This is a genomic window from Aeromonas sp. s9, assembly GCF_040907765.1.
In the GTDB taxonomy this organism is placed as follows: Bacteria; Pseudomonadota; Gammaproteobacteria; order Enterobacterales; family Aeromonadaceae; genus Aeromonas; species Aeromonas caviae.
The window spans coordinates 1-23,726 of sequence record NZ_JBFOCK010000075.1; the positions used below are offsets into that span (position 1 = coordinate 1).

Consider the following 23,726-nt stretch of genomic DNA (forward strand, 5'->3'; position numbering starts at 1 on the left):
ACCTGACCCCATGCCGAACTCAGAAGTGAAACGCTGTAGCGCCGATGGTAGTGTGGCATTCGCCATGCGAGAGTAGGACACTGCCAGGCACCCAACACGAGAAACCCCGCTCATCTGAGCGGGGTTTTTTATTGCCTGAAATTCACGTTATCCATCCATATCTGGTTGATTTACCACCACGATTGCATCGTTATACAACCTGATCAGCGCAGGGAAGCTCCATGTTGACTATCCCGTCTTCCAGCTGAATATCGATCTTGAAACCGAGCCGTTTGGCCAGATTGATCATGCCGCGATTGCTGGGCATGGTCATGCCAGAGAGCTGGCCTATGCCACGCTCTCTGGCGTAGCGCACGATCTTTTCCATCATCAACTTGCCGAGTCCGAGCCCTTTCAAGTCTGAGCGGACCAGGATGGCAAACTCCGCATCCGATTGATCCGGGCTGGCAATGGCTCGCACCACTCCCAGGATCTGCTGGCTGAAAGGGCCGTCCTGACCCACGGCGACGAAGGCCATTTCCCGGTCATAATCGATCTGGGTCATGCGGGCCAGCTCCTCATGCCCCAGCTCCCCCACGTCGGCGAAAAAGCGTTTGTACCTGTCTTCATCAGACACCTGCCGCACGAACTGCTTGTGGGCCGGCTCGTCTTCGGGGCGGATGGGGCGCAGCAGTACATGACTCTGATCTTTCAGCCAGGCACCCTCTTCCAGCTCGGTGGGATAGGGGCGAATGGCCAGTGGCAGCACTTGTTGTCCTCGCTCTGCCAGGACGAGCCGGGCATCCAGGATCACCATCTCTTCACCACAGGCCTGCAGCGGGTGCAGATCCAGTTCTTGTATCTCGGGGAAGGCCAGCAGCAGCTCGGAGAGCTGGCACAGCACCTGGCCGAGGGCGTCGATATCGAGCCGTACTGGACTGGCCTGCTCGCGGATCTTGCCATCCTTGAAGGCACCAATGATCTGGTAGCGAGCCAGTGCCTGGTTGAGGGGAGGAAGGGCCGCGACCATCTCGCGGGGCTCGGCACCCGACTCCCCGAGCAGGATGACGGGACCGAAAACCGGATCCTGCTGCAAACGGATCCGCAGCTCCAGACCCCCGCTGCGGCGTGCCATGCGTTGTACTAGAAGCCCTTCTATGCGGGCGCCAGGGTCGTGCTGACGTACCCTGTCCAGAATGGCATCCGCCGCTTGGGCGACTTCCGCCGAGGTGCGCAGGTTCAGCATGACACCGTGTACATCGGATTTGTGGGCGATGTCGGGAGATCGCAGCTTCACCGCTACGGGGTAGCCAATCTGTTCTGCAGTCAGTGCGGCCTCGATGGCATCGGAAACGATCCAGGTCGCGAGGGTGGATAGCCCGGCTGCCTGCAAGATGGGGTGGGCCAGATGGGTATCCAGTACCCGCTGCTGGCGGTCCAGCGCTTGCCCAAGGAGCTGCTGGCAGCGCTCGACATCGAGCCTGTCGCCCTGCAGGGAGGCCGGGGTTTCCATCAACTGCTTCTGGTTGCGGCGATATTCCACCATGTGCATGAAGGCCGTGACGGCGCTTTCCGGGGTGCGATAGGTCGGGATGCCCGCCTCGTTGAACAGGCGTCTCCCCTCCTGGGCGGAGTATTCGCCTGCCCAGTTGGTCAGGATGTTGAATCGTCTGGCCCTGGGATGCTGCTTGATGAAGTCGATCAGGCTGCTGGCGAGGGTGACGCCTCGGGCGGTGAGGGACGGTGCATGGATCAGCAGGATGGCATCGGCACCGTCCCCTTGGAGCAGCGTCTCGAGTGCACTCTTGTAGGCCTCGATATCTGCATCGCTGCCGATGTCGAGGGGTGGCATCGCCAGCTTGCCTCCCCGAGACAGCAGTACGTCTGCGGCCATGTTGGCGAGGCCGCGCCCGTTGGAGAGGATGGCGAGCCGCTCCCCCTTGAGGGTCAGGGAGTGGCTCAGGGTCTCGACAGTGGCAAACAGTTCGTGGGTATCCCGGACGCGCAGCATGCCAGCCCGGCGGATGGCGGCATCATAGACATTGTCGAGACCGTTGGCCGGGTCGTGCCGACCGCTCTTGAGGATCAGGATGGGTTTGTTGCGCGAGGCGGCACGGGCGGCGGAGAGAAAGTGCCTGGCATCGTGCAGCTTGTCCATGTAGATCAGGATGGCGCGGGTCGTCCCGTCCCGGGAGAGCTGATCCAGCAGTTGGCCAAAGTCGATGTCGCAATGATCGCCCAGGGAGATGAAGGCCGAGAAGCCGATTTCGCGCTGCTTGGCCCAATCCAGGATGGTGGTGCTGACCGCTGCCGACTGGGAGAGAAACGCCACCTGTCCCGGAGTCGCTGCAATGGGGGAAAAGCTGGCGTTGATACCCTGCCCGGGGAGCAGCATGCCCATGCTGTTGGGGCCGAGCAGCCGGATGCCGTATTGCTGGCACAGATGCTTGAGCCGCAGGCGCTCGTCAGTGGAGAACTGGGCGGCCAGTATGATGGCGGCTCCGGTTCCTTTCTTGCCGAGCTCCTCGATGAGCGGCAGTACCCGTTCGCGCCGGGTACAGACGATGGCGAGATCGGGGGAGAGGGGAAGGCTCTCTATGTCCGGATAGGCGAGCACGCCAGCGATGGCCTGGCTGCGGGGGGCTACGGGTAGTATAGGGCCCTGGAACTGACCCGCCAGCAGGTGCCGGATGACCACATGGCCTGCTTTCTGCGGATCACTGGAGGCGCCGATGACGGCGATCGAGTGAGGTTTGAAGAGCCGATCCAGGCCGCTTTGTTTCATGGGCACTCCTCGTGGTGGCCCCCGGGGCGAGGGGGACGGATGGTGCCAGTCTAATACGCTTTGCGTGCGGGTTCTGTGACCGATTGCGGATCACGATCTGGCCAGTGCGCTGGCGCGCAGATAAAAGCGCAGCTCCCCCTGAATGCATTGCACCGTGGCGAGGAGATCTCCTGCTCCCGATCGAGTTCATGGCGCTGGACCCCGAGGCTTTGCAGATATTCTGCGAACAGGATGGCACTGCGGATTTCGACAAGATGCTGGCTCACGCTCTATTCCTTGATGGTGGCTGGATGGTGCCGGCCAGTGTCCCCTCTTCTCCCCCACTTTCATACTGATACATTTGACACTCACTGTGGCTCCGACGCCTGCCGGATCAGCGAAGGCCTCCCTGGCCGCGTGCGGTGTCCCAGAAGGCGCGGATCAGCGGCTCTTCCAGCCGCTTCTTGAGCACAGCGATACCGACGTCGAACGCCTTGAGCGCCGGTTTGGGCTCGACCACACGCACCTTGTCCCCCATGGGGCTGTGATCGATGACGGCGGCAGGCACGACACCCACACCGAAGCCGAGGGCCACCATGGCGACGATGCCCTCGTTGCCCGCCACTTCTGCATAGATGTTGGGAGCTATCCCCTTGTTGCGAAACCATTGATCACAGCGCTTTCGGGCCAGCCCCTGTTCGGAGAGGATCAGCGGCAGGCGCTCCCAGTCAGGTTCGCCCTGGGGGAACCACTGACCCTGCTGGGGGGCATTGCGGGGGGCGATGAACACCAGAGGGACTTGTTGCAGGCTGGCGAATTCCAGCTTGGACGAGAGCGCATCCGGCCTCGCTGCGATGGCGAGATCGGCTTCGTCAGCCAGGATCTTGTCCACTGCCAGTGCAGGGTCGCCGGTCTCCAGCTTGATCTCCAGTTGGGGATAACGGCGACGAAAGCGTTCCAGTACCTCGGGCAGCAGAAAGTAGCTGGCGGTGACCGAGCAGAACACCCGCAGCCGCCCTTGCAGCGGCTCGTCGCTGCGTTTGAGCTCCTGTTTGAGTTGGCGCCACTCCTGCAGCAAGGCACCGCCAAACTCCCGCAGCTTGTCACCAGCAGGGGTGAGCCGCACCGAGCGGTTGTCCCGCTCGAACAGCACGCAGCCGGTCTCCTGCTCCAGTCGTTGGATGGCGCGGCTCAGGGTGGAGGGGCTGACCGCCATGGCATCGGCGCTTTTGCCGAAGTGGAGGGAGTCGGCGAGGTGGAGAAACAGTTCGAGATTGCGAAGGTCCATCTTTTTATTCCTGCGGCGTTGTCAGGCTCCCTGTAGCACGATGGCTCGGCGGTGGGAGATTGCGGGAAATCATATTTCAATTCCTGCAACGTACTATTTCGAATATATCAGTTCAGGCAATAAGTGTCCCGCGCTATAGTGGTTTCGACAACGCCGCTATCCGGCATGGAATCAATCGAACGGAGCAATCACCATGGCTAACTATTTCAACACCTTGAACCTGCGTCAGCAGTTGGCCCAACTGGGCAAGTGTCGTTTCATGCAGCGCGAAGAGTTCGCGGACGGCTGCAACGTGCTGAAGGGCAAGAAGGTGGTGATTGTGGGCTGTGGCGCCCAGGGCTTGAACCAGGGTCTGAACATGCGCGACTCCGGGCTGGACATCTCCTACGCCCTGCGCAAGGCCGCTATCACCGAGAAGCGCGCCTCCTGGCAGAAGGCCACCGACAACGGCTTCGTGGTCGGCACCTATGAAGAGCTGATCCCGACCGCCGATCTGGTGCTGAACCTGACTCCGGACAAGCAGCACTCCGACGTCGTCAAAACCGTGATGCCGCTGATGAAGCAGGGCGCTGCGCTGGGCTACTCCCACGGCTTCAACGTGGTGGAAGAGGGTCAGCAGATCCGTTCCGACATCACCGTCGTGATGGTTGCACCCAAATGCCCGGGCACCGAAGTGCGTGAAGAGTACAAGCGTGGTTTCGGCGTACCGACCCTGATCGCCGTCCACCCGGAGAACGATCCCCAGGGTGAAGGCATGGCCATCGCCAAGGCGTGGGCCTCTGCTACCGGTGGCGACCGTGCCGGCGTGCTGGAATCTTCCTTCGTCGCGGAAGTGAAATCCGACCTGATGGGCGAGCAGACCATTCTGTGCGGCATGCTGCAGGCCGGTTCCCTGCTCTGCTACGACAAGCTGGTTGCCGAGGGCACCGACCCGGCCTATGCCGGCAAGCTGATCCAGTTCGGCTGGGAGACCATCACCGAGGCCCTGAAGCAGGGCGGCATCAGTCTGATGATGGACCGTCTCTCCAACCCGGCCAAGCTGCGTGCCTTCGAGCTCTCCGAGCAACTGCGTACCCTGATGCGTCCGCTGTTCGAGAAGCACATGGATGACATCATCGCCGGCGAGTTCTCCCGCGGCATGATGGCTGACTGGGCCGAAGACGATGCCAAGCTGTTCGGCTGGCGCGAAGAGACCGGCAAGTCCGCCTTCGAGAATGCCCCTGCCTATGTCGGCAAGATCGCCGAGCAGGAGTACTTCGACAATGGCGTGGTCATGGTGGCCATGGTCAAGGCGGGTGTCGAGCTGGCGTTCGAAACCATGGTGGCCTCCGGCATCTATGAAGAGTCCGCCTACTACGAGTCTTTGCACGAGCTGCCGCTGATCGCCAACACCGTCGCCCGCAAGCGTCTGTACGAGATGAACGTGGTCATCTCCGATACCGCGGAGTACGGCAACTACCTGTTCGCCAACGCCGCCGTGCCGCTGTTGCGCGAGCACTTCATGCCGACCCTGCAAGCAGGGGACCTGGGCAGTGCCCGTGCCGAGAGCAAGGCGGTGGACAACCTGGCCTTGCTGGCTGCCAACGAAGCGACCCGCAACCACCCGATCGAGAAGATCGGCCAGACCCTGCGTGGTTACATGAAGGACATGAAGCGTATTGCCGTCGGCGGTTAAGCCTTCGCTGAGCGGCATCGGAAGAGGCGGGGATGACGATCCCCGTTACTGGCTGGCTTAGACACCTGGCCTGTCGTCCGGATGATGCAAACAGACAGATTGAAGCCTATAAAAAAGCCCCGCTCATCGAGCGGGGCTTTTGCATTCTGGAGGGCGGGAGCAATCAGGCCTTCCAGGCTTTCCAGGTGTTGATCAGGCCGTTGGTGGAGCCGTCGTGGCTGGTGACGGCCTCATCGGTGCCCAGCTCCGGCAGGATCTTGTTGGCCAGCTGTTTGCCCAGCTCCACACCCCACTGGTCGAAGGAGAAGATGTTCCAGATTGCGCCCTGTACGAAGATCTTGTGCTCGTACATGGCGATCAGGGAGCCGAGGGTTTTCGGGGTCAGCTGCTTGAACAGGATGGAGTTGGTCGGGCGGTTGCCTTCGAACACCTTGAACGGCACCAGATCCTTGACTTGCTCCAGCGTCTTGCCGGCGGCCAGGAACTCGGCCTCCACCGCTTCCTTGCTCTTGCCGAAGGCCAGGGCTTCGGTCTGGGCGAAGAAGTTGGCCAGGAGCTTCGGATGGTGGTCACCGATGGGGTTATGGCTGATGGCCGGCGCCAGGAAGTCGCAGGGGATCAGCTTGGTGCCCTGATGGATCAGCTGGTAGAAGGCGTGCTGGCCGTTGGTGCCCGGCTCACCCCAGATGATGGGACCGGTCTGGTAGTCAACCGGATTGCCGTCGCGATCCACGTACTTGCCGTTGGACTCCATGTTGCCTTGCTGGAAGTAGGCAGGGAAGCGATGCATGTACTGATCGTACGGCAGGATGGCTTCGGACTCGGCACCATGGAAGTTGTTGTACCACAGGCCGATCAGGGCCAGCAGTACGGGCACGTTCTGCTCATAGGCGGCAGTGGCGAAGTGCATGTCCATCTCGAAGGCGCCTTGCAGCAGGGCCTCGAAGTGCTCGAAGCCGAGGGAGAGGGCGATGGGCATGCCGATGGCGGACCAGGAGGAGTAACGGCCGCCGACCCAGTCCCAGAACTCGAACATGTTGTCGGTGTCGATGCCGAACTCGGCCACGGCCTTGCCGTTGGTAGACAGGGCGGCGAAGTGCTTGGCCACGTGAGCCTTGTCACCGGCGTGACCGAGGAACCAGTCGCGGGCGGTCAGGGCGTTGGTCATGGTCTCCTGGGTGGTGAAGGTCTTTGAGGCCACCAGGAACAGGGTGGTTTCCGGATCGATCTTCTTGAGCGTCTCGGCGATGTGGGTGCCGTCGACGTTGGAGACGAAGTGCATCTCCAGGTGATTCTTGTAGGGGCGCAGGGCCTCGGTGATCATGACGGGGCCCAGATCGGAGCCACCAATGCCGATGTTGACCACGTGCTGGATGGCCTTGCCGGTATAGCCCTTCCACTCGCCACCGATGACCTTCTCGCAGAAGCCCTTCATCTTGGCCAGTACGGCGTTCACTTCCGGCATCACGTCCTTGCCGTCAACCTCGATGGGACGGTCGGAGCGGTTGCGCAGGGCGGTGTGCAGTACGGCGCGTCCTTCGGTCATGTTGATCTTGTCGCCGTTGAACATGGCGTCGATGGCGCTGCGCAGATCGGTCTCGCCAGCCAGGTTCACCAGCAGCTTGAGGGTCTCTTCGGTGATCAGGTTCTTGGAGTAGTCGACCAGGATGTCGCCACCGAAGGTGAGGGAGAACTTGTCAAAACGCTTGGGATCCTGTGCGAACAGATCCTTGAGACGCATCTCCTTGTTGGCTGCAAAATGGGCTTCCAGTGCCTGCCAGGCCTGGGTCCGGGTTGGATTGATATTTTTCATAGGATTATCAGTCTTCCAAGTTGTGTTTGAACCTTGCAGGCAAGGCTCCCGCCAAACCTTATTATGCGAGCATTATACCGGGCACTCCGTGCGCCCCGTGTAACAGAGCATTACCAATTGTCTGCAACGAGGGAGTGTACAACCAAAACAGTGCGATTATGAGTCACCCAGTACCCCGGGATCTTGCGTTCGCGCATGCTTGTTCGGGTTGAAAAGGCTTTCATTTCAAGGGGAGCACGGCCGTGGCTCTGGAAAGCTGGCGTGACAGATAAAAGGGTATTCAACAGACGCTCATCGGACGGTTTTTTGAGCAGACGCAAATGGCGGGCAACAGACGCTGGCTACCATATGAGCCGAATGGACGAGATCTCCCAGGGATGGCCAAGGTATGGAATCAATGGTGTGGAATGAGGAGATCGAGATGAAAGCCCTGTTATCCCTGTTTGCCCTGAGCCTGATCGCCACCGGCCTCATCGGTTTGCTGACCCTGACGCTGGCCAATGCGGCGCCGACGCTGGAGATCCGCGTGATGGTGGTGATCGGAGCCGTGCTGGGGGGCTATGTGCTGATGCAGCCCCTGCTCAACCGGGTTGCACGCCGGCTGGGGTGAGAACGCGGTGCTATCTGGTGCGCAAGACCGGCCTGTGGCCGGTTTTTTCATGTCACAGAAGGCAGAAACGACAGTGCCAGCCCGAAGGCTGGCACTGGAGAACGTACACCGAGGATCAATCCGCCGTCTTCTGCATGTGAACCACACGCTGGGGGAAGGGGATCTCAATGCCCTCGGCGTCGAAGGTGAGCTTCACCTTCTCGTGGAAGTCGAACCAGACACCCCAGTAATCACCGGTCTTGACCCAGGGACGCACCACGATGTTGACTGAGGAGTCGGCCAGCGCGGCAACGGCAATGGTGGCTGCCGGCTCCTTCAGGATGCGGGGCTCTTCGCTCACCAGCCGCTCCAGGATCTGTTTGGCCTTGCGGAGATCCGAGCCGTAGCCGATGCCGAAGGTCATGTCGACGCGGCGGGTATCCATGCGCGAGTAGTTGACGATGGTGCCGTTGAGGATGGCGGAGTTGGGCACTACCACCATCTTGTTGTCACCCGAGGTGAGGGTGGTGGTGAAGAGCTGGACCGATTGCACCACGCCATTGGTGCCTGCCACCTCGATAAATTCCCCTGCCTTGATGGGGCGGAAGATGATGAGCAGGAAACCGGCGGCAAAGTTGGAGAGAGAGCCCTGCAGCGCCAGACCGATGGCCAGACCGGCGGCACCGATAATGGCGACGAAGGAGGCGGTCTGCACCCCGACCCGGCCCAGGGCGGCGATCACCACGAACACCAGGATGGTGTATTTGAGGATGCTGCCGACGAAGTGGGTAACGGTGGTGTCCAGCTTGCGGGTCTGCATCACCTTGACCACGCCACCGCTGAGAAGGTTGGCTGCAATGTAACCGACCAGCAGGGTGATCAGGGCGGCGGCGATGTTGACCGCATACTCGATGATCAGTCCCTGGTTGTTGGTCAGCCAGGTCTGTGCTTCGGTAATGATCTCGGGTTCCATAGGATGTCCTGTTGGTGTGAAGATTTATGGCAGATGAATGTAACACTTGAGCGCGACAAGCTGGGTCGCATCTGGTGCTTGTCTCTTCTTTTGTGCCACAAAAAGCAAGGGAGGCCAAGGCCTCCCGTTTTGTCACAACCCTGCTGGCGCAGGAGCGCATCGAATGTACGCACTCAGCTTTGCAGCAGCTGGCTGCGGATAAACTGCCACTGATCTTCAAACCCGGCAGTGGGTTTGATTTTGAGCTCGGAGCAGACGTGCATTGGTTGATGCGGTCTGCTGGCTCAGCTTTGCAGCAGCTGGCTGCGGATGAACTGCCACTGATCTTCAAAGCCGGCAGTGGGCTTGATTTTGAACTCGGAGCGGACGTGCATTGGTGGATGCGGTCTGCTGGCTCAGCTTTGCAGCTGCTGGCTGCGGATGAACTGCCACTGATCTTCAAACCCGGCGGTGGGTTTGATTGTGAGCTCGGAGCAGACGTGCATTGGTTGATGCGGTCTGCTGGCTCAGCTTTGCAGCAGCTGGCTGCGGATAAACTGCCACTGATCTTCAAAGCCGGCAGTGGGCTTGATTGTGAACTCCGAGCGGACGTGCATTGGTTGATGCGGTCTGCTGGCTCAGCTTTGCAGCAGCTGGCTGCGGATGAACTGCCACTGATCTTCAAACCCGGCAGTGGGTTTGATTTTGAACTCGGAGCGGACGTGCATTGGTTGATGCGGTCTGCTGGCTCAGCTTTGCAGCAGCTGGCTGCGGATAAACTGCCACTGATCTTCAAACCCGGCGGTGGGCTTGATTTTGAACTCCGAGCGGACGAACTGGCTGATGCGGCCCTCGGTATAGGCCAGCAGCAGGTTGGCCAGCATGGTCTCGTCGAGCTGGAAGCCCTGGCCTTCCCGCAGCCGTTTCTCGCGCAGTACCTGCTTGATCTGGGTCTCCAGCTTGTCGAACAGGATGCTGATGCGATCACGCAGCCGATCGTGTTCGCCCAGCAGGGCATCGCCATTGAGAATGCGGGTGATGCCGGGGTTGCGCTCGGCGAACACCAGCAGCAGCTGCAGTATGTGATGGCAGCGGGACATGGTGTCCTTCTCTTCGGCCATGATCAGGTTGACCCGTGACAGCAGGGAATCCTCGATAAAGTCGATCAGCCCCTCGAACATCCTCGCCTTGCTGGGAAAATGCCGGTAGAGGGCCGCCTCGGACACGCCCACCTCGGCCGCGAGGCGTGCCGTGGTGATGCGCTGGCCCGGGCTGGTTTCCAGCATGTGGGCGAGTGCCTGCAGGATCTGATCGCGCCGACTCTGTTTCTGGTTACTGCTTGCCATGGATTCCCCTAAAAAAACAATGGCTTGATTCTATTATTTGGCACGTGCCCCAGGGGGCCGTGTGGTCTTGTTATTGGCGACCAGAAGAACCAAACCCGCCTTCACCCCGTTCACTCTGATTGAATTCGTCGACCAGCTGGAAGCTGGCCTGTACCACCGGCAGGATCACCAGCTGGGCGATGCGCTCGCCAGGCTGCATGGTGAAGCTGTCGTTGCCACGGTTCCAGACCGAGACCATCAACTGACCCTGGTAGTCGGAGTCGATGAGGCCGACCAGGTTGCCCAGCACGATGCCGTGCTTATGGCCGAGGCCGGAGCGGGGCAGGATGGTGGCGCACAGACCCGGATCCTGGATGTGAATGGCCAGCCCGGTCGGCACCAGCGTGGTGTCGCCCGGGGCCAGGGTCAGCGGGGCATCCAGCAGGGCGCGCAAGTCCATGCCAGCGGAGCCCGGTGTGGCGTAGGCGGGCAGCGGGAAGTCGGTGCCGATGCGGGCATCCAGGATTTTCAGTTCAATTTGTGTCGTCATGAATCTTTTTCAATTGGATCGCCTGGCGATCGGGTGGTACTGCAGGAGCCTGGGGCTCCCGGCATGTTCAATGGGCTCAGGGTCGATAATGGCGTGCAATCAGGGCGACAAGATGACGGGCGAGCGTCAGCTTATCGGCCAGGGGCAGGGCGGCTTGACCCCCTTGCCAGAAGACGGTCAGGGCGTTGTCATCGGCATTGAAGCCCTGGCCTGCACGGGACACATCGTTGGCTGCGATCATGTCCAGCCGCTTACGTCGAAGTTTGTCGAGGGCGTATTGTTCCACATCCACGGTTTCGGCGGCAAATCCGACGGTGAAGGGTTTGTCTGACAACGCCCCCACATCGGCGATGATGTCGGGGTTTTTGACCAGGGTCAGCTGCATCTGGTCGTTGTCGCCGGTCTTCTTGATCTTTTGCTCGGCCACCTGGGCGGGACGGTAGTCGGCGACGGCAGCGCAGCCGATAAAGAGGTCGCACTCACCGACCCGGCTCATCACTGCTTCGTGCATCTGCAGGGCACTCTCCACATCGATGCGGGTAACGCCGGCCGGGGTGGTCAGTGCCACCGGGCCGCTCACCAGGGTCACCTCCGCGCCCGCTTCGCGCGCGGCGCGGGCGATGGCGTAGCCCATCTTGCCGGAGCTGTGGTTGCTGATATAGCGCACCGGATCGAGCGCCTCGCGGGTCGGCCCGGCGGTGAGCAGCAGCCTGACGCCTGCCAGGAGCGGTTCGGCGGCGAGCTGCTGGCAGCAGCGTTCCACCAGTTCCAGGGGATCCAGCATCCGGCCCGGGCCCACGTCGCCGCAGGCCTGGCTGCCGGAATCCGGCCCCCACAGCTGAATGCCGCGCTCGGCGAGGGTCTGGAGGTTGGCCTGGGTGGCGGCGTTGCGGTACATCTGCTGGTTCATGGCTGGCGCCAGGGCGATAGTCGCCGGGGTGGCAAGGCAGAGGGTGGTGAGCAGCTCGTCCGCCATGCCGGCGGCCATGCGGGCCATCAGGTTGGCGCTGGCGGGGGCGATCAGCACCAGATCGGCCCACTTGGCCAGCTCGATGTGGCCCATGCCCGCCTCGGCAGCCGGGTCGAGCAGACTGTCGGCCACCGGGTGGCCTGAGACGGCTTGCAGGGTCAGCGGGGTGATGAACTCCTTGGCGGAGCGGGTCATCACCACTCGCACCTCGGCCCCCTGATCTTTCAGGCGACGTACCAGTTCGGCACTCTTGTAGGCGGCGATCCCGCCACTGACACCCAACAGGATGCGTTTATCGGCCAATCTCATCTGCTGCTTCTCTTCCGGCTCACTCTGACTGGTCGGCTAAGATAGCACAGGCAATGGGTGGCGACAGAGGCTGACATGGGGGAGTTGTGGTCGGGCTCGCGGGATTCTTTGCTATGTTTTCTCTCAATAGCCATGAGGGAGAGACAAATGAGCATCAAGGAGTGGCCGGAAGAGGAGCGCCCGAGGGAAAAGCTGCTGCGCCGAGGGGCGGCGACGCTCTCCGATGCCGAACTGCTGGCCATCTTCTTGCGCACCGGGGTCAGTGGGTTGAGTGCGGTGGATCTCTCCCGCCAGTTGTTGCAGCAGTTTGGTTCCCTGCGGGCACTGCTGGGAGCCGAGCAGCAGGATTTTTGTGGCGCTCACGGGCTGGGACCTGCCAAGTATGCCCAGTTGCAGGCGGTACTGGAGATGGGGCGGCGCCATCTGGCCGAACAGTTGCAACGGGGAGAGGCGCTCACCTCGCCCGGGCTTACCCGTGACTTTCTGCAAGCCCAGTTGCGGGATCGGGGGAGGGAGGTGTTCGCCCTGCTGCTGCTCGACAACCAGCACAGGGTCATCCGGTTTGTCGAACTTTTTTACGGCACCCTCGACTCGGCGAGCGTCTGGCCCAGAGAAATCGTGCAGATCGCGCTCAAACATAATGCAGCCGCCGTGATTCTGGCGCATAATCACCCGTCCGGCGTGGCCGAGCCCAGTCGGGCGGACCGCCAGATCACGGATCGGATCCTGGCCGCCCTGGCCCTGGTCGATATCAGAGTGCTTGATCACCTGGTGATCGGTGATGGCATCACGGTTTCTTTCGCAGAGCGTGGTTGGTTGTGACTGGGCTCTGGCACTGTATTAGTTGATCTTTGATCACGGATGCTGTATAAAATGCCGCCTTCTGTTTGCCCCGCAATCGAAGGCCAGCGGGGCAGATATTTGCTCGAGCAATGAAGTAAGATTTGGAGAGACTGACATGTCTAGAGTATGCCAAGTAACCGGCAAGCGCCCGGCAGTTGGTAACAACCGTTCGCACGCTAACAACGCTACCAAGCGTCGTTTCCTGCCGAACCTGCACACTCACCGTTTCTGGGTTGAGAGTGAAAAACGCTTCGTGAGCCTGCGCGTATCCGCAAAAGGCATGCGTATCATCGACAAGCGCGGCGTTGAAGTGGTTCTGGCTGAACTGCGTGCCAGCGGCGTTAAGGTATAAGGAATTAGATCATGGCTAAAGGTATTCGCGATAAGATTCGCCTGAACTCCAGCGCCGGTACTGGTCACTTCTATACCACTACCAAGAACAAGCGCACCATGCCCGAAAAAATGGAGATCAAGAAATTTGATCCCGTGATTCGTCAGCATGTGATCTACAAAGAAGGCAAAATCAAGTAATTACTTGGTTTCGCTGCAAAAACCCGGCCTCGTGCCGGGTTTTTTTATGGCTGGAATTCAGTACACTGCCGATTCGAAGGGAGGCTAGCCATGTTCAAACTGAGCCGCAAAGGCTGGAACAACGTGATCATCGTGGTCGTGTTGATCGTCATTACCCTGTTGCACCGGCTGGAGCAGGCCCAGCAGGAGAACAGTGCCAAACGCGCGCGTCCGCTGTTGCCGGAGAGTGCCGTGGTGCTGACCTGGCAGGGGCCGAGCTGGCAGATAGAGCGTATCGGCCAGGGCTGGCGCAGCGCGCCGGATCTGGGGCTTGGCAGCACCCAGCTGGCGGCCCGCATCGAGGCGTGGCAAGGCTGGCTGCTGCCCCCCGGCGAGCCCGTGCGCGGCACCCCGGTGACCCTCAAGATCTGGATCGCCGGACAGAGCGATCCGGTGGAAGTCGGGCTCTATCAGGACGACGGCAAGTTTGCCGCCCTGCTGCCCTCCTCGACCTGGCTCAGCTTGAGTCAGGCGCAATACCGTGACCTGATGCGTCCCATTCCCTGAACGAGAGATCGCCCATGCCTGAATTACCGGAAGTCGAAGTCAGCCGCCAGGGCATCTCCCCCTGGCTTACCGGCATCAAGGTGACCCGCGTGGTGGTGCGGGACGGCCGCCTGCGCTGGCCCGTGCCCGGCGAGATCCAGGAGCTGGTGGATCTCGTCATCCACCGCGTCAGCCGCCGCGCCAAATACCTGTTGCTGGAGACCGACTTCGGCACCGCCATCCTGCATCTCGGGATGTCCGGCAGCCTGCGGGTGCTGGACATCGGCACCCCGGCCGAGAAGCACGATCACGTGGATATCGAGCTGGCCAACGGCAAGCTGCTGCGGCTCAACGATCCGCGCCGTTTTGGCGCCCTGCTGTGGACCCGCGAACCGGCCGAGGCCCATGCCCTGCTCGCCAAGCTGGGGCCGGAACCCCTCACCGATGCCTTCCATGCCGATTACCTGCGGGAGCGGGCGAAGGGGCGCAGCACCGCCATCAAGCAGTTCCTGATGGACAACCACGTGGTGGTCGGGGTGGGCAACATCTACGCCAACGAGGCGCTCTATGCCGCCGGCATTCATCCCAGGCGGGCGGCGGGCAACATCAGCGCCGAGCGGCTGGGCACCCTGGTGAGCGAGATCAAGCGGGTGCTGGCCGAAGCCATTCGCCAGGGGGGCACCACCCTCAAGGATTTCACCAGCGCCGACGGCAAGCCGGGCTATTTCGTGCAGCAGCTGCAGGTTTACGGCCGTGGCGGCCAGCCCTGTTTCCACTGCCACACCCTGCTCACCGAGGTGAAGATGGGCCAGCGAACCACGGTGTTCTGCTCCCACTGCCAACGCTGAAAGTGGGATTTTTGAGCCGGGATCGGCCAAGTTGTAAGAGAGTATTTCCGGTCTGTTGAAGCGGCGTCAGCCCATGACTACTATCTCGCCAGTTCAGGCTGCGAGGTAATAAAATGACAGCTAAATCAATAGACTGGGAACATTTATCCCGGCAGGGGCACTATTGTGCCCACGATATGGCCCGCTTCCTCTATCCCGAAGACAGCGCCCGCAAGACTTTCAATCGCGGCAAGTTTTTGCTGCGCAGTCTGCTCTACCGTGCGCAGTTGAACCGGGTGTTCGAGCTGTTCCAGAGCGCCCCCCTGCGGGCGCTTCCCGCCCGCCACCCCGAGCTGCTCGACAAGCCGATGCGCCCCTATCGCTTCGCCTGCTCGACGGTGAACCAGCGGGTCAAGATGGTGGAGGATCACTACCGCCTGCTGCTGGGCCTGTACCCCGAGCTCATCGACCCGCTCTATCTGGGGGAGGGGATAGTGCTGGGCCATTATCCCGATGGCGGCTGGCGCATCGTGCTGCGTCACGACGGCACCTTCCGCCGGGAGGCGGAGCTGGCGCTCTCCATCGTCAACGCGCGGGGGGAGCGACTCTACAGCTGTGCCTTCTCCCTGGCGGGCAACGAACAGGAGCTGGCCCTGGTGATCGGGTCGGTGCAGGGGCCAGAGCCCTGTGTCGAGCAGCCCCAGGAGCAGGTGCGGGCATTGACCCGGGCGGGTCAGGGTCTGAGACCCAAGTCGCTGGTGGTGATGCTGGTGATGGCGCTGGCCGGGGCCATGGGGGCCCACCGGGTCTGTGCGGTGCGCATGAAGGCCCACATCTTCCAGGCAAGACGGTACAGCAAGAAGAAAGCCTGCCTGCAGGCGGACTACGACGAGCTGTGGCAGGAGTTTGGCGCCCTCGATCAGGACGCCAACTTCGTGCGGCTGCAACCCGTGGTGCGCAAGCCGCTGGAGGAGATCGCCTCCAAGAAGCGGGCCATGTACCGGCGCCGTTACGAGTGGCTCGATCAGCTGGAGCGGGCGATCCGCCAGCAGTTTGCCCGCAGCTAGGCGTGCAGTGCGTTGATGCAACAAGGGCTACCCGCGGGTAGCCCTTGTTCGTTTCTGCCCATCAGGAGAGGGATTAGCGCTGCTGCCTGGCGGCGATGGCCTGGGCCACCAGGGGGTCGACGAACTGGTGGATGTCACCTCCGTGCAGCGCCACCTCCTTCACCAGGGTGGAGGAGATGAAGGAGTTCTCCTCCGCCGGGGTGAGGAAGACGCTCTCCAGGGTGGGCATCAGGCGACGGTTCATGTTGGCGAGCTGGAACTCGTATTCGAAGTCGGAGACGGCGCGCAGGCCGCGGATCAGCACGTTGGCCTGCTGCTCCCTGGCAAAATCCACCAGCAGACCGGAGAAGCCCACCACCTTGACGTTGGGCAGGTGAGCCGTCACCTGCCGGGCCAGCTGAACGCGCTCCTCGAGATCGAACAGCGGCCGTTTGCTCGGGCTGTTGGCCACCCCGACCACCACCTCGTCGAACAGTCTGGCGGCGCGGCCAATGAGATCGGTATGGCCGTTGGTGATGGGGTCGAAGGTGCCGGGATAGATTACCTTGTTGGTCATGCTGCTGATTCCTGAAACCGGAAAACTGGTCGCATTATAGGGGCTGTTGCCGGTTTGTCGCGACCGGGATGGCGCGGATTTCTGGCGCTGATCGGCGGCCGGGGTCGCACAAATCGGGGCCCCGTGGCGTCTTCGCTTGAGAATCGCCCTGCATCAGGCAAGAATACCCGCATCGCGCATCAAGCCTCCTTCGCTGGTGACAGGGAGCATAGGGATTTTTTATGAAACGTATTCTGGTAGTCCGCAATGACAAGATTGGTGACTTCATGCTGGCGTGGCCGAGCTTTGCCATGCTCAAGCGCTCCATGGAGTGTCATGTGACTGCCCTGGTTCCCGCCTACACGGCGCCCTTGGCCCGCCTCTGCCCATGGATCGACGAGATCATCCTGGATCCGGGTGCCCGGGCCGACAAGGAGCAGCAACGCGCCCTGCTGGCGCGCATCAAGGCGGCTGCCTTCGATGCCTCCATCTGCCTCTTCTCCAACACCCGCAATGCCAAGCTGGTGTGGAAGGCGCACATTCCCTACCGGCTGGCACCAGCCACCAAGCTGGCCCAGGTGCTCTACAACCAGCGTCTGGTGCAGCGCCGCTCCCGCTCCCAGAAGCCGGAGTACGAATACAACCTGGATCTGGTGCGCCGCTTCCTCGCCGATCAGCATCAGACCGTGGTGGAGCCACAAGGACCCTACCTCGGCTTCGACCCCGAGAGCCTGCTGCAGGTGCGCGAGCAGGTCGCCGCCCGTCTCAGGCTCGACGCCAGCCGCCCCTGGCTGATGGTGCATGCGGGCAGCGGCGGCTCGGCCAACAACCTCTCCATCGAGCAGTACTCGCGCCTCATCATCAAGCTCAACCAGGCCTGTCCCGAGTTGCAGTGCGTGTTGACGGCAGGGCCGGGGGAGGAGGGGAAGGCGGAGCAGTTGGCGGCGGAACTGCTGGCCCATGGGGGCAACGGCTGGATCTATCGCTCCGACGAGGGGCTGCCGAAGTTCTGCCAGGTGATGGCCAACGCCGCCCTGTTCGTGGCGGGCAGCACTGGGCCCCTGCACATCGCCGCGGCCATGGACGTGCCGACCGTCGGTTTCTTCCCGGCACACCGTTCGGCGACGCCGCTGCGCTGGCGGCCGCTCAACGGCGAGGGGCGCCATCTGCCCTTCAGCCCGCCGGAAGACAGCGACCACCCGGAGGACATGAGCCAACTCGATCCCAAGGCCATGGCGGCAGAGATCGCCCGCTGGGCGCCGCCCTTCTGGCGCGCCGAGCGCTGAGAGCGCACACAGAACATACAGACAGGGCCCTGCGGGGCCCTGTCTTGTATGGGGATGCGCCCTGCTGGCAGACCGGCCTACCGGGCGTGGCTCCCGACAGCCCCCTTGACGGGTCTGCCCGGGCCCCGGGCAGGGGAAATCTGTCGGTATAAGCTGGAGTCTGGTCATGTTGCCAATATCCATGCATTCGGCTTATAGCGGCCAGTTTTCGTCCGTGGCGCCCGGGTTTGCGCCGTGAGCGGCCCCGCGAGGGCTGCTCCCGCTCCATGGCAACAGGGTTTGCCCCTTGTTCCGCTGGAACAAGGGGTGAGTGATTAATGCGATGTTTGAGGCGCGATGCCCTATTTCGGCTGCTGGGGCTGCTGGCGAACCCAGAGATCGGCGTATTTGACGAAGGTGGAGTGGGCGGAGAGGATGGCCAGCAGCAGGCCCTGCTTGCCGTCGAGGAAACCGGCCTTGAGCAGGTACATCTTGAGGAAGCAGCCGACGGCGTGGACCAGCCCCTGGCCGAGGGATCCCTTCTTGCCGCGGGCGGTGCACTGATCGGCCCATGCGCGGGCGTAGCCGGCGGATTTGACCAGGTAGTGTTCCAGATCCCGGTAGGTGTAGTGGAGGAGGTCGCCCTGCAGGTTGACGATCTTCATGTTGGCGCGCACCTCCACCTTCTCGTGTACCAGCGCCTCGTTGTAGCCGGTCAGCGCCTTGGGGTAGAGGCGCAGCACCCGATCCGGGTACCAGCCGCTGTGGCGGATGAAGCGGCCGAACACCCAGGAGAGGCGCGGGATGGAGTAGATGGTGTCGCTGGCCGGGTTGGCCATGACCCCCTGGATGGCTTCCCTGAGTTCCGGGGTGAGCCGCTCGTCCGCGTCCAGCCACAGCACCCATTCCGACTGGACATGGGACTGGGCGAGGCGGCGCTGACGGCCGAAACCGGGCCAGGTGGTGTTGACGAAGAAGCGGGCGCCAAATTCGGCGGCGATGGCCGGGGTGTCATCCTGACTGCCGGAGTCGAGAATGACGATTTCATCCGCCAGGCCTTCGAGGGAGGCGAGGCAGGCGCGCAGGTTGTCGGCTTCGTTCTTGACGATCAGGACGGCCGCCAGGGTCGGTTTTTTCACAGGCAAGGGACTCTTGTTGGCACCCGGCGGGCGGGTCATGCTCGGATTGGCGCCCATTCTAGCCTAAAACCCCGCGCGGGGCATGACCCGAGGGCCCGGTGGGCCCGCTTTTGAATGCGGGGGAAGGAGGATCTCTGCTACCCGGCAGTCGGTGGCCCAGGGCACGCCGTGCTCGGGAGGAAGAGGGCCCCTGAGGGGAAGCGCGGGGGAGCGGATCCTGCCAGGGAGGCGTTTTGCGGGGGCAGACGGGTATCTTCTGTTATTTCTTCGGCCTTTCTTGGGGCATAATCTCGCCCAGTAACGATCAACAGCCGGGCCAGCCCCGAGAGAAGACGCGCGATGAAGATATTGATGATCGGCCCCTCCTGGGTCGGCGACATGGTGATGTCCCAGAGCCTCTACAAGGCGCTCAAGAGCAACCACCCGGGCAGCGAGCTCCATGTGATGGCGCCGGCCTGGTGCGTGGCGCTGCTGGAGCGCATGCCCGAGGTGGACAAGGCCATCCCCATGCCGCTTGGCCACGGTGACTTCAAGCTGGGGGCACGCCGCCGCCTTGGCAAGCAGTTGGCCGCCGAGCAGTACGATCAGGCCATCATCCAGCCCAACTCCATGAAGTCGGCCCTCATCCCCTGGTTTGCCAGGATCCCGGTGCGCACCGGCTGGAAGGGGGAGCACCGCTTCGGTCTGCTCAACGACATGCGCAGCAACAAGCAGGCCTTCCCGCTGATGGTGGAAGGCTATGTGGCTCTGGCCTACCCCAAGGGGCAGATGAAGAGTCGGGACGACATTCCCGCTATTCCCCATCCCTCCCTGCACGTGGATCTCATCAACCAGGGCAAGGCGCTGGAGCGGCTCGGCCTGAATCGTGCCCGCCCTGTGCTGGTGCTCTGTCCGGGGGCCGAGTTCGGCCCGGCCAAACGTTGGCCGGAGGGGCACTACGCCGTGGTGGCGCAAAAGCACCTCGACGAGGGATGGCAGGTATGGATCTTCGGTTCGGGCAAGGACGTGGACGTGGCCAACACCATCCGCGATCGGATCAACCCCCTGTCACGCCCCAACTGCCACGTGCTGGCGGGCAAGACCAGCCTGCACGAGGCGATCGACCTGATGGCGCTGGCCGGTCGGGTCATCGCCAACGACTCGGGCCTGATGCACGTGGCGGCCGCCCTCAACCGGCCGCTGATCGGCGTCTACGGTTCCACCTCGCCCCTCTATACCCCACCGCTGGCGGACAGGGTCGAGATCGTCCACACCGACATCGAGTGCCGCCCCTGCTTCAAGCGCACCTGCAAGTTCGGCCACCTCAAGTGCCTGATCGAGCTGATGCCGGAACAGGTCATCGAGGCGGGAAATCGGCTGGAGCGTGGTGAAACGGCAGATCTGACCATAGTACGGCAGCCGGTGGAATCCTCTGCTGCTGAACCCGGTAATAGCTAGCATGATCTACCGGTTGCTCTATAACCTGCTGATCCACCTGGGGTTGCCCCTGGCGCTGCTGGCGCTCTACAAGCCCAAAAAAGGCAAGCCCGGCTTCGGGGCGCGCTGGGCCGAGCATCTGGGACGATTGCCGCCGACCGGACAGGAGGCTCCCCTCTGGATCCATGCGGTGAGCGTGGGGGAGACCCTGGCCATCACCCCCTTCATCCGCGCCCTCAAGGCCGAGCGCCCCGAGCTGCCCATCCTGCTCACCACCACCACCCGCACCGGCGCCGAACAGGCGGCCAAGCTCGGGGATCTGGTGGTGCACCGCTATGCGCCTCTCGACTATCCCTGGGCCGTCTCGGCGTTTCTGAGCACCGTCAAGCCCCGTGCCCTCTGGGTGATGGAGACCGAACTGTGGCCGAACTGGCTGGCGGCCTGCGAGGCACGGCACCTGCCGGTGACCATCCTCAATGCCCGCCTCTCGGAGCGATCCTGTCAGCGCTATGGTCGCTTCCAGGGTGCCTTCGATGCCCTGAGCCGCCCGCTGACCCACCTGCTGTGCCAGCATCAGGACGATGCGGATCGCTTCCATCGACTGGGGATAGGGCGCAACCGGCTGGCGGTGACCGGCTCCATCAAGTTCGACATCCAGTTTGGCGACGAGGTACAGGCCAGGGGCCGCGCCCTGCGCGAGCAGCTGGGGGAGGCACGACCTGTCTGGATCGCCGCCAGTACCCACCAGGGGGAAGACGAGCAGGTGCTGGCCGCCTTCGATCGGGTGCTCAAGGCCCATCCCTCCGCCCTGCTGATCCTGGTGCCGCGCCATCCCGAGCGTTTCGATCGGGTGGCCGAGCTGTGCGCCCCCTACGGTTGCGTGCGGCGTACGGCGGACAGTGCGGTCGGCGAGAGCGACAAGATCTACCTGGGTGACACCATGGGCGAGCTGCCGCTGATGCTGGCGGCGGCGGATCTCGCCTTTGTCGGTGGCAGCCTGGTGCCCGTGGGCGGTCACAACCTGCTGGAACCGGCGGCGCTGGGCAAACCCTGCCTGACTGGCCCCGTCTATTTCAACTTCAGCGACATCACCCGCCAGCTGGTGGCCCAGAGGGGCGCCGCCGTGGTGGCGGATGCAGAGGCGCTCGGCGACAAGGTGAACGCCTTGCTCGCCGATGTGGGCGCCCGCCGCGAGATGGGGGAACACGCCCGGGCCGTGGTGCTGCGCAATCAGGGGGCGCTGGCGCGCACCCTCTCCCATTGCCTCGCCAGCCTGGAAAGTGACGACTGAGGCGGGGTGGCGTGGTGGCCGCCCCGCCAGCATGTCTGTCAAACCCCGGGAGACAATCCGCTCCTCTTTCCTTTATGCTCTGCCCTTTGCCCCTGACCCTGTGATGCCCCGATGAACCGCGCTCCCCTGCTGTTGATGATACTGGTCACCCTGCTGGCCGCCGCTGGCTGGCTCTTCTCGAAAGAGGCGATTCGCGAACTGCCCACCGCCGCCTTTATCGGCAGCCGCTTCCTGCTGGCCGCCCTGCTGCTGTTGCCGCTCGCCTGGTTGCGCGAGCCGCCCCCCAGTGGCTCACAGCTGCTGCGCGCCGCCGGGTGCGGCACCTTGCTCGGGGCCAGCCTGCTGTTCTGGGTTACCGCCATCAGCCAGAGCGATGCGCTCGGCAGTGGCGCCTTCATCATGAGCGTGGCCACCCTGATGGCGCCGCTCGCCGCCTGGGCCGCCTTCAAGGCCAGACCCGGCCGCCACTACTGGCTGACTCTGCCCGTGGCCGTCGCGGGTCTGCTGCTGCTCTCCAGCAGCACCCACTGGGGCGTGTCGCTCTCCCTGTTCTGGTTTCTGGCGGCGGCCGCCACCCTGGGGGTCCAGCTCGCGGTGCACCGCCACTTCGCCCAGTCCATTCCCCCTACCTGGCTCACCTGCATCCAGCTGGCGGTGACCGGACTGCTCGGCACCCTGCTCTCCCTGCTGACCGAGCAGTGGCCCGCCAGCATCGGCACTGGCATCTGGGGCTGGTTTGCGGCCAGCGTCCTGATCGCCACCACATTGCGCTACTGGCTGCTCACCCACGCCCTGAGCCGGATGACCACGGCCCACGCCGCCCTGCTGATGCTGCTCGAACCGGTCTGGACCCTGATCTTAAGCACCCTCTTCTATGACGAACCGCTGGGCCCCGCCAAGCTGGCAGGCGCCGGCCTGGTGCTGGGCGCTCTGGTGCTCTACCAGCTCCCCCTTCTGCTGCGCAGCCGAAGGCTGAAGTCACCGGTCTAGCCTGAACGGGCGACAAACCTAAGTGGTTCGGAAAAGCGAGAGGGTCTGCATGGCAGACCCTCTTTGCGTGATGGTACATGTCGGGCTCCCTTTGCTCGAGCCTGCCATCAGTCAGGCGGCTGAGCGCTGCGGGAAACGAGCATAAAAAAAGCCCCCGGGTGGCGGGGGCTGGTGCATCGATGAGGGAGATCACTCGATGTTCTGGATCTGCTCGCGCATCTGCTCGATGAGCACCTTCAGCTCGACGGCGGACTGGGTCACCTCGGCGTTGATCGACTTGGAGCCCAGCGTGTTCGACTCGCGGTTGAACTCTTGCATCATGAAGTCGAGACGACGGCCACAGGCGCCACCCTTCTTCATGATCTTGTTGGTCTCGCTGATGTGCATCTCCAGGCGATCCAGCTCTTCGGCCACGTCGATCTTCTGGGCCAGCAGCACGATCTCCTGCTCGATGCGGGCAGGATCCAGCTCCACCTTAGCTTCGGCCAGCCGGTCGGTGAGCTTCTGGCGCTGCCACTCGATGATCTGCGGCAGGTGCTCGCGCACCTTCTTCACTTCTACCTGGATGCCGGCCAGACGCTGTTCGATCAGCGCCTTGAGGTTGGCCCCTTCGCTGGCGCGTGAGGCGAGGAAGTCTTCCATGGTCAGGTCGAAGCCGGCCATCAGCTCGGTGGCGACCACGTCCATGTCCTGCTCGGCGGCAGCCATGACCCCCGGCCAGCGCAGCACGTCCACCGGATTGAGCTGACCCTGGCCCGCCTCTTTCATCACCCAGTTGGCGCTCTCGATGATGAGTTTGGCCAGCTCTTCATTGATGTGCAGCTGGCTGGCGGCGGCCTGGGCGGCCTCGAAGCGCAGGTTGCACTCCACCTTGCCGCGCTGCAGCTTGGCCCGGAAGCGCTCACGCAGAACCGGCTCCAGGCTGCGCAGTTGTTCCGGCAGGCGAATGTAGGTCTCCAGATAGCGCTGGTTGACCGAACGAATTTCCCAAACGGCTGTGCCCCAGTCGCCCTTGAGTTCCTTGCGGGCGTAGGCGGTCATGCTGTGAATCATTGATTGTTCCGGGCTTGATGAAGTGTGCGG

General features: G+C 62.7%; 22 protein-coding genes and 2 pseudogenes. 12 read left to right on the plus strand and 12 right to left on the minus strand.

Going from position 1 to position 23,726, the window contains the following annotated elements; translation table 11 throughout:
- Positions 1–190: 190 nt before the first annotated feature.
- Together AB5Y54_RS15855 and ilvY are read right to left on the minus strand one after the other, a co-directional pair.
- Entirely contained in the window at positions 191–2,764 is a 2,574-nt protein-coding gene (locus tag AB5Y54_RS15855) for a bifunctional acetate--CoA ligase family protein/GNAT family N-acetyltransferase (RefSeq protein WP_201985795.1), read from the minus strand.
- A gap of 373 nt (positions 2,765–3,137) precedes the next feature.
- Positions 3,138–4,031: an HTH-type transcriptional activator IlvY gene (ilvY, locus tag AB5Y54_RS15860; protein ID WP_010676123.1), complete on the minus strand. Its 894-nt coding sequence runs from the start codon at positions 4,029–4,031 to the stop codon at positions 3,138–3,140.
- Positions 4,032–4,224: 193 nt separating this feature from the next.
- On the opposite strand from ilvY, the gene ilvC reads away from it, so the two are divergent.
- Entirely contained in the window at positions 4,225–5,706 is a 1,482-nt protein-coding gene (gene ilvC, locus AB5Y54_RS15865; protein ID WP_041212010.1) for a ketol-acid reductoisomerase, read from the plus strand.
- A 163-nt stretch (positions 5,707–5,869) separates the two neighbouring features.
- Here the strand turns inward: ilvC and pgi are convergent, their stop codons facing one another.
- Positions 5,870–7,519: a glucose-6-phosphate isomerase gene (gene pgi, locus AB5Y54_RS15870; RefSeq protein WP_039040994.1), complete on the minus strand. Its 1,650-nt coding sequence runs from the start codon at positions 7,517–7,519 to the stop codon at positions 5,870–5,872.
- 421 nt (positions 7,520–7,940) lie between these two features.
- On the opposite strand from pgi, the gene AB5Y54_RS15875 reads away from it, so the two are divergent.
- On the plus strand, positions 7,941–8,129 hold the full coding sequence (locus AB5Y54_RS15875; protein ID WP_053288183.1) for a hypothetical protein: 189 nt from the start codon (positions 7,941–7,943) through the stop codon (positions 8,127–8,129).
- Between the two features lie 115 nt (positions 8,130–8,244).
- Here AB5Y54_RS15875 and AB5Y54_RS15880 read toward each other — a convergent pair whose 3' ends face one another.
- The 6 genes and pseudogenes from AB5Y54_RS15880 to coaBC all read right to left on the minus strand — a co-directional run bounded on the left by AB5Y54_RS15880 (position 8,245) and on the right by coaBC (position 12,214).
- Entirely contained in the window at positions 8,245–9,081 is an 837-nt protein-coding gene (locus tag AB5Y54_RS15880; RefSeq protein WP_039040993.1) for a mechanosensitive ion channel domain-containing protein, read from the minus strand.
- Positions 9,082–9,365: 284 nt separating this feature from the next.
- A pseudogene (locus tag AB5Y54_RS15885) lies at positions 9,366–9,449 on the minus strand (nucleoid occlusion factor SlmA); the annotation flags it as partial.
- A 138-nt stretch (positions 9,450–9,587) separates the two neighbouring features.
- Positions 9,588–9,671: pseudogene (locus AB5Y54_RS15890) on the minus strand (nucleoid occlusion factor SlmA); the annotation flags it as partial.
- Positions 9,672–9,809: 138 nt separating this feature from the next.
- A complete protein-coding gene (gene slmA / locus AB5Y54_RS15895) occupies positions 9,810–10,406 on the minus strand; it encodes a nucleoid occlusion factor SlmA (RefSeq protein ID WP_005307475.1) in 597 nt (198 codons plus the stop codon).
- 70 nt (positions 10,407–10,476) lie between these two features.
- Positions 10,477–10,935: a dUTP diphosphatase gene (gene dut, locus AB5Y54_RS15900; protein ID WP_010676116.1), complete on the minus strand. Its 459-nt coding sequence runs from the start codon at positions 10,933–10,935 to the stop codon at positions 10,477–10,479.
- Positions 10,936–11,011: 76 nt separating this feature from the next.
- The gene (gene coaBC / locus AB5Y54_RS15905) at positions 11,012–12,214 is read right to left on the minus strand and encodes a bifunctional phosphopantothenoylcysteine decarboxylase/phosphopantothenate--cysteine ligase CoaBC (RefSeq protein ID WP_202016755.1); all 1,203 of its coding nucleotides are present in this window, start codon (positions 12,212–12,214) and stop codon (positions 11,012–11,014) included.
- A 147-nt stretch (positions 12,215–12,361) separates the two neighbouring features.
- Here coaBC and radC point away from each other — a divergent pair, with 147 nt between their 5' ends.
- The 6 genes from radC (at position 12,362) to AB5Y54_RS15935 (ending at position 16,007) form a co-directional block, all read left to right on the plus strand.
- Positions 12,362–13,036: a DNA repair protein RadC gene (gene radC / locus AB5Y54_RS15910; RefSeq protein ID WP_039040991.1), complete on the plus strand. Its 675-nt coding sequence runs from the start codon at positions 12,362–12,364 to the stop codon at positions 13,034–13,036.
- 136 nt (positions 13,037–13,172) lie between these two features.
- Positions 13,173–13,409: a 50S ribosomal protein L28 gene (rpmB, locus tag AB5Y54_RS15915; protein ID WP_005307492.1), complete on the plus strand. Its 237-nt coding sequence runs from the start codon at positions 13,173–13,175 to the stop codon at positions 13,407–13,409.
- Positions 13,410–13,420: 11 nt separating this feature from the next.
- Positions 13,421–13,588 carry a 50S ribosomal protein L33 gene (gene rpmG / locus AB5Y54_RS15920; protein WP_005323752.1) on the plus strand — a complete coding sequence of 56 codons (168 nt, stop codon included), beginning with the start codon at positions 13,421–13,423 and terminating at the stop codon, positions 13,586–13,588.
- Between the two features lie 90 nt (positions 13,589–13,678).
- Positions 13,679–14,134 (plus strand): hypothetical protein, encoded by a 456-nt coding sequence (locus AB5Y54_RS15925; RefSeq protein WP_041212007.1) that lies wholly within the window; start codon positions 13,679–13,681, stop codon positions 14,132–14,134.
- A 14-nt stretch (positions 14,135–14,148) separates the two neighbouring features.
- On the plus strand, positions 14,149–14,961 hold the full coding sequence (gene mutM / locus AB5Y54_RS15930; protein ID WP_010676112.1) for a bifunctional DNA-formamidopyrimidine glycosylase/DNA-(apurinic or apyrimidinic site) lyase: 813 nt from the start codon (positions 14,149–14,151) through the stop codon (positions 14,959–14,961).
- A 176-nt stretch (positions 14,962–15,137) separates the two neighbouring features.
- A complete protein-coding gene (locus tag AB5Y54_RS15935) occupies positions 15,138–16,007 on the plus strand; it encodes a VirK/YbjX family protein (protein WP_201985797.1) in 870 nt (289 codons plus the stop codon).
- A 73-nt stretch (positions 16,008–16,080) separates the two neighbouring features.
- Here AB5Y54_RS15935 and coaD read toward each other — a convergent pair whose 3' ends face one another.
- A complete protein-coding gene (coaD, locus tag AB5Y54_RS15940; RefSeq protein ID WP_010676110.1) occupies positions 16,081–16,563 on the minus strand; it encodes a pantetheine-phosphate adenylyltransferase in 483 nt (160 codons plus the stop codon).
- A gap of 221 nt (positions 16,564–16,784) precedes the next feature.
- Between coaD and AB5Y54_RS15945 the strand changes: the two genes are divergently transcribed.
- On the plus strand, positions 16,785–17,828 hold the full coding sequence (locus AB5Y54_RS15945) for a glycosyltransferase family 9 protein (protein WP_010676109.1): 1,044 nt from the start codon (positions 16,785–16,787) through the stop codon (positions 17,826–17,828).
- A 341-nt stretch (positions 17,829–18,169) separates the two neighbouring features.
- Here AB5Y54_RS15945 and AB5Y54_RS15950 read toward each other — a convergent pair whose 3' ends face one another.
- Complete coding sequence (locus AB5Y54_RS15950; RefSeq protein ID WP_201921194.1) at positions 18,170–18,946, minus strand: glycosyltransferase family 2 protein; 777 nt, start codon at positions 18,944–18,946, stop codon at positions 18,170–18,172.
- 339 nt (positions 18,947–19,285) lie between these two features.
- Between AB5Y54_RS15950 and waaF the strand changes: the two genes are divergently transcribed.
- The 3 genes from waaF (at position 19,286) to AB5Y54_RS15965 (ending at position 22,643) form a co-directional block, all read left to right on the plus strand.
- Positions 19,286–20,383, plus strand: a complete 1,098-nt coding sequence (gene waaF, locus AB5Y54_RS15955; RefSeq protein ID WP_201985791.1) for a lipopolysaccharide heptosyltransferase II — start codon at positions 19,286–19,288, stop codon at positions 20,381–20,383.
- A 1-nt stretch (position 20,384) separates the two neighbouring features.
- Positions 20,385–21,653, plus strand: coding sequence for a lipid IV(A) 3-deoxy-D-manno-octulosonic acid transferase (gene waaA, locus AB5Y54_RS15960; protein ID WP_201985788.1), 1,269 nt, complete (start codon positions 20,385–20,387; stop codon positions 21,651–21,653).
- A gap of 111 nt (positions 21,654–21,764) precedes the next feature.
- Positions 21,765–22,643: a DMT family transporter gene (locus AB5Y54_RS15965; RefSeq protein ID WP_049636086.1), complete on the plus strand. Its 879-nt coding sequence runs from the start codon at positions 21,765–21,767 to the stop codon at positions 22,641–22,643.
- 189 nt (positions 22,644–22,832) lie between these two features.
- Here AB5Y54_RS15965 and AB5Y54_RS15970 read toward each other — a convergent pair whose 3' ends face one another.
- A complete protein-coding gene (locus AB5Y54_RS15970) occupies positions 22,833–23,696 on the minus strand; it encodes a YicC/YloC family endoribonuclease (protein WP_010676104.1) in 864 nt (287 codons plus the stop codon).
- Between the last annotated feature and the right edge of the window lie 30 nt (positions 23,697–23,726).

Coding starts and splice junctions, on each gene's coding strand:
- AB5Y54_RS15855 (WP_201985795.1), bottom strand. CDS start 2,764: ATGAAACAAAGCGGCCTGGATCGGCTCTTCAAACCTCACTCGATCGCC.
- ilvY (WP_010676123.1), bottom strand. CDS start 4,031: ATGGACCTTCGCAATCTCGAACTGTTTCTCCACCTCGCCGACTCCCTC.
- ilvC (WP_041212010.1), top strand. CDS start 4,225: ATGGCTAACTATTTCAACACCTTGAACCTGCGTCAGCAGTTGGCCCAA.
- pgi (WP_039040994.1), bottom strand. CDS start 7,519: ATGAAAAATATCAATCCAACCCGGACCCAGGCCTGGCAGGCACTGGAA.
- AB5Y54_RS15875 (WP_053288183.1), top strand. CDS start 7,941: ATGAAAGCCCTGTTATCCCTGTTTGCCCTGAGCCTGATCGCCACCGGC.
- AB5Y54_RS15880 (WP_039040993.1), bottom strand. CDS start 9,081: ATGGAACCCGAGATCATTACCGAAGCACAGACCTGGCTGACCAACAAC.
- slmA (WP_005307475.1), bottom strand. CDS start 10,406: ATGGCAAGCAGTAACCAGAAACAGAGTCGGCGCGATCAGATCCTGCAG.
- dut (WP_010676116.1), bottom strand. CDS start 10,935: ATGACGACACAAATTGAACTGAAAATCCTGGATGCCCGCATCGGCACC.
- coaBC (WP_202016755.1), bottom strand. CDS start 12,214: ATGAGATTGGCCGATAAACGCATCCTGTTGGGTGTCAGTGGCGGGATC.
- radC (WP_039040991.1), top strand. CDS start 12,362: ATGAGCATCAAGGAGTGGCCGGAAGAGGAGCGCCCGAGGGAAAAGCTG.
- rpmB (WP_005307492.1), top strand. CDS start 13,173: ATGTCTAGAGTATGCCAAGTAACCGGCAAGCGCCCGGCAGTTGGTAAC.
- rpmG (WP_005323752.1), top strand. CDS start 13,421: ATGGCTAAAGGTATTCGCGATAAGATTCGCCTGAACTCCAGCGCCGGT.
- AB5Y54_RS15925 (WP_041212007.1), top strand. CDS start 13,679: ATGTTCAAACTGAGCCGCAAAGGCTGGAACAACGTGATCATCGTGGTC.
- mutM (WP_010676112.1), top strand. CDS start 14,149: ATGCCTGAATTACCGGAAGTCGAAGTCAGCCGCCAGGGCATCTCCCCC.
- AB5Y54_RS15935 (WP_201985797.1), top strand. CDS start 15,138: ATGGCCCGCTTCCTCTATCCCGAAGACAGCGCCCGCAAGACTTTCAAT.
- coaD (WP_010676110.1), bottom strand. CDS start 16,563: ATGACCAACAAGGTAATCTATCCCGGCACCTTCGACCCCATCACCAAC.
- AB5Y54_RS15945 (WP_010676109.1), top strand. CDS start 16,785: ATGAAACGTATTCTGGTAGTCCGCAATGACAAGATTGGTGACTTCATG.
- waaF (WP_201985791.1), top strand. CDS start 19,286: ATGAAGATATTGATGATCGGCCCCTCCTGGGTCGGCGACATGGTGATG.
- waaA (WP_201985788.1), top strand. CDS start 20,385: ATGATCTACCGGTTGCTCTATAACCTGCTGATCCACCTGGGGTTGCCC.
- AB5Y54_RS15965 (WP_049636086.1), top strand. CDS start 21,765: ATGAACCGCGCTCCCCTGCTGTTGATGATACTGGTCACCCTGCTGGCC.
- AB5Y54_RS15970 (WP_010676104.1), bottom strand. CDS start 23,696: ATGATTCACAGCATGACCGCCTACGCCCGCAAGGAACTCAAGGGCGAC.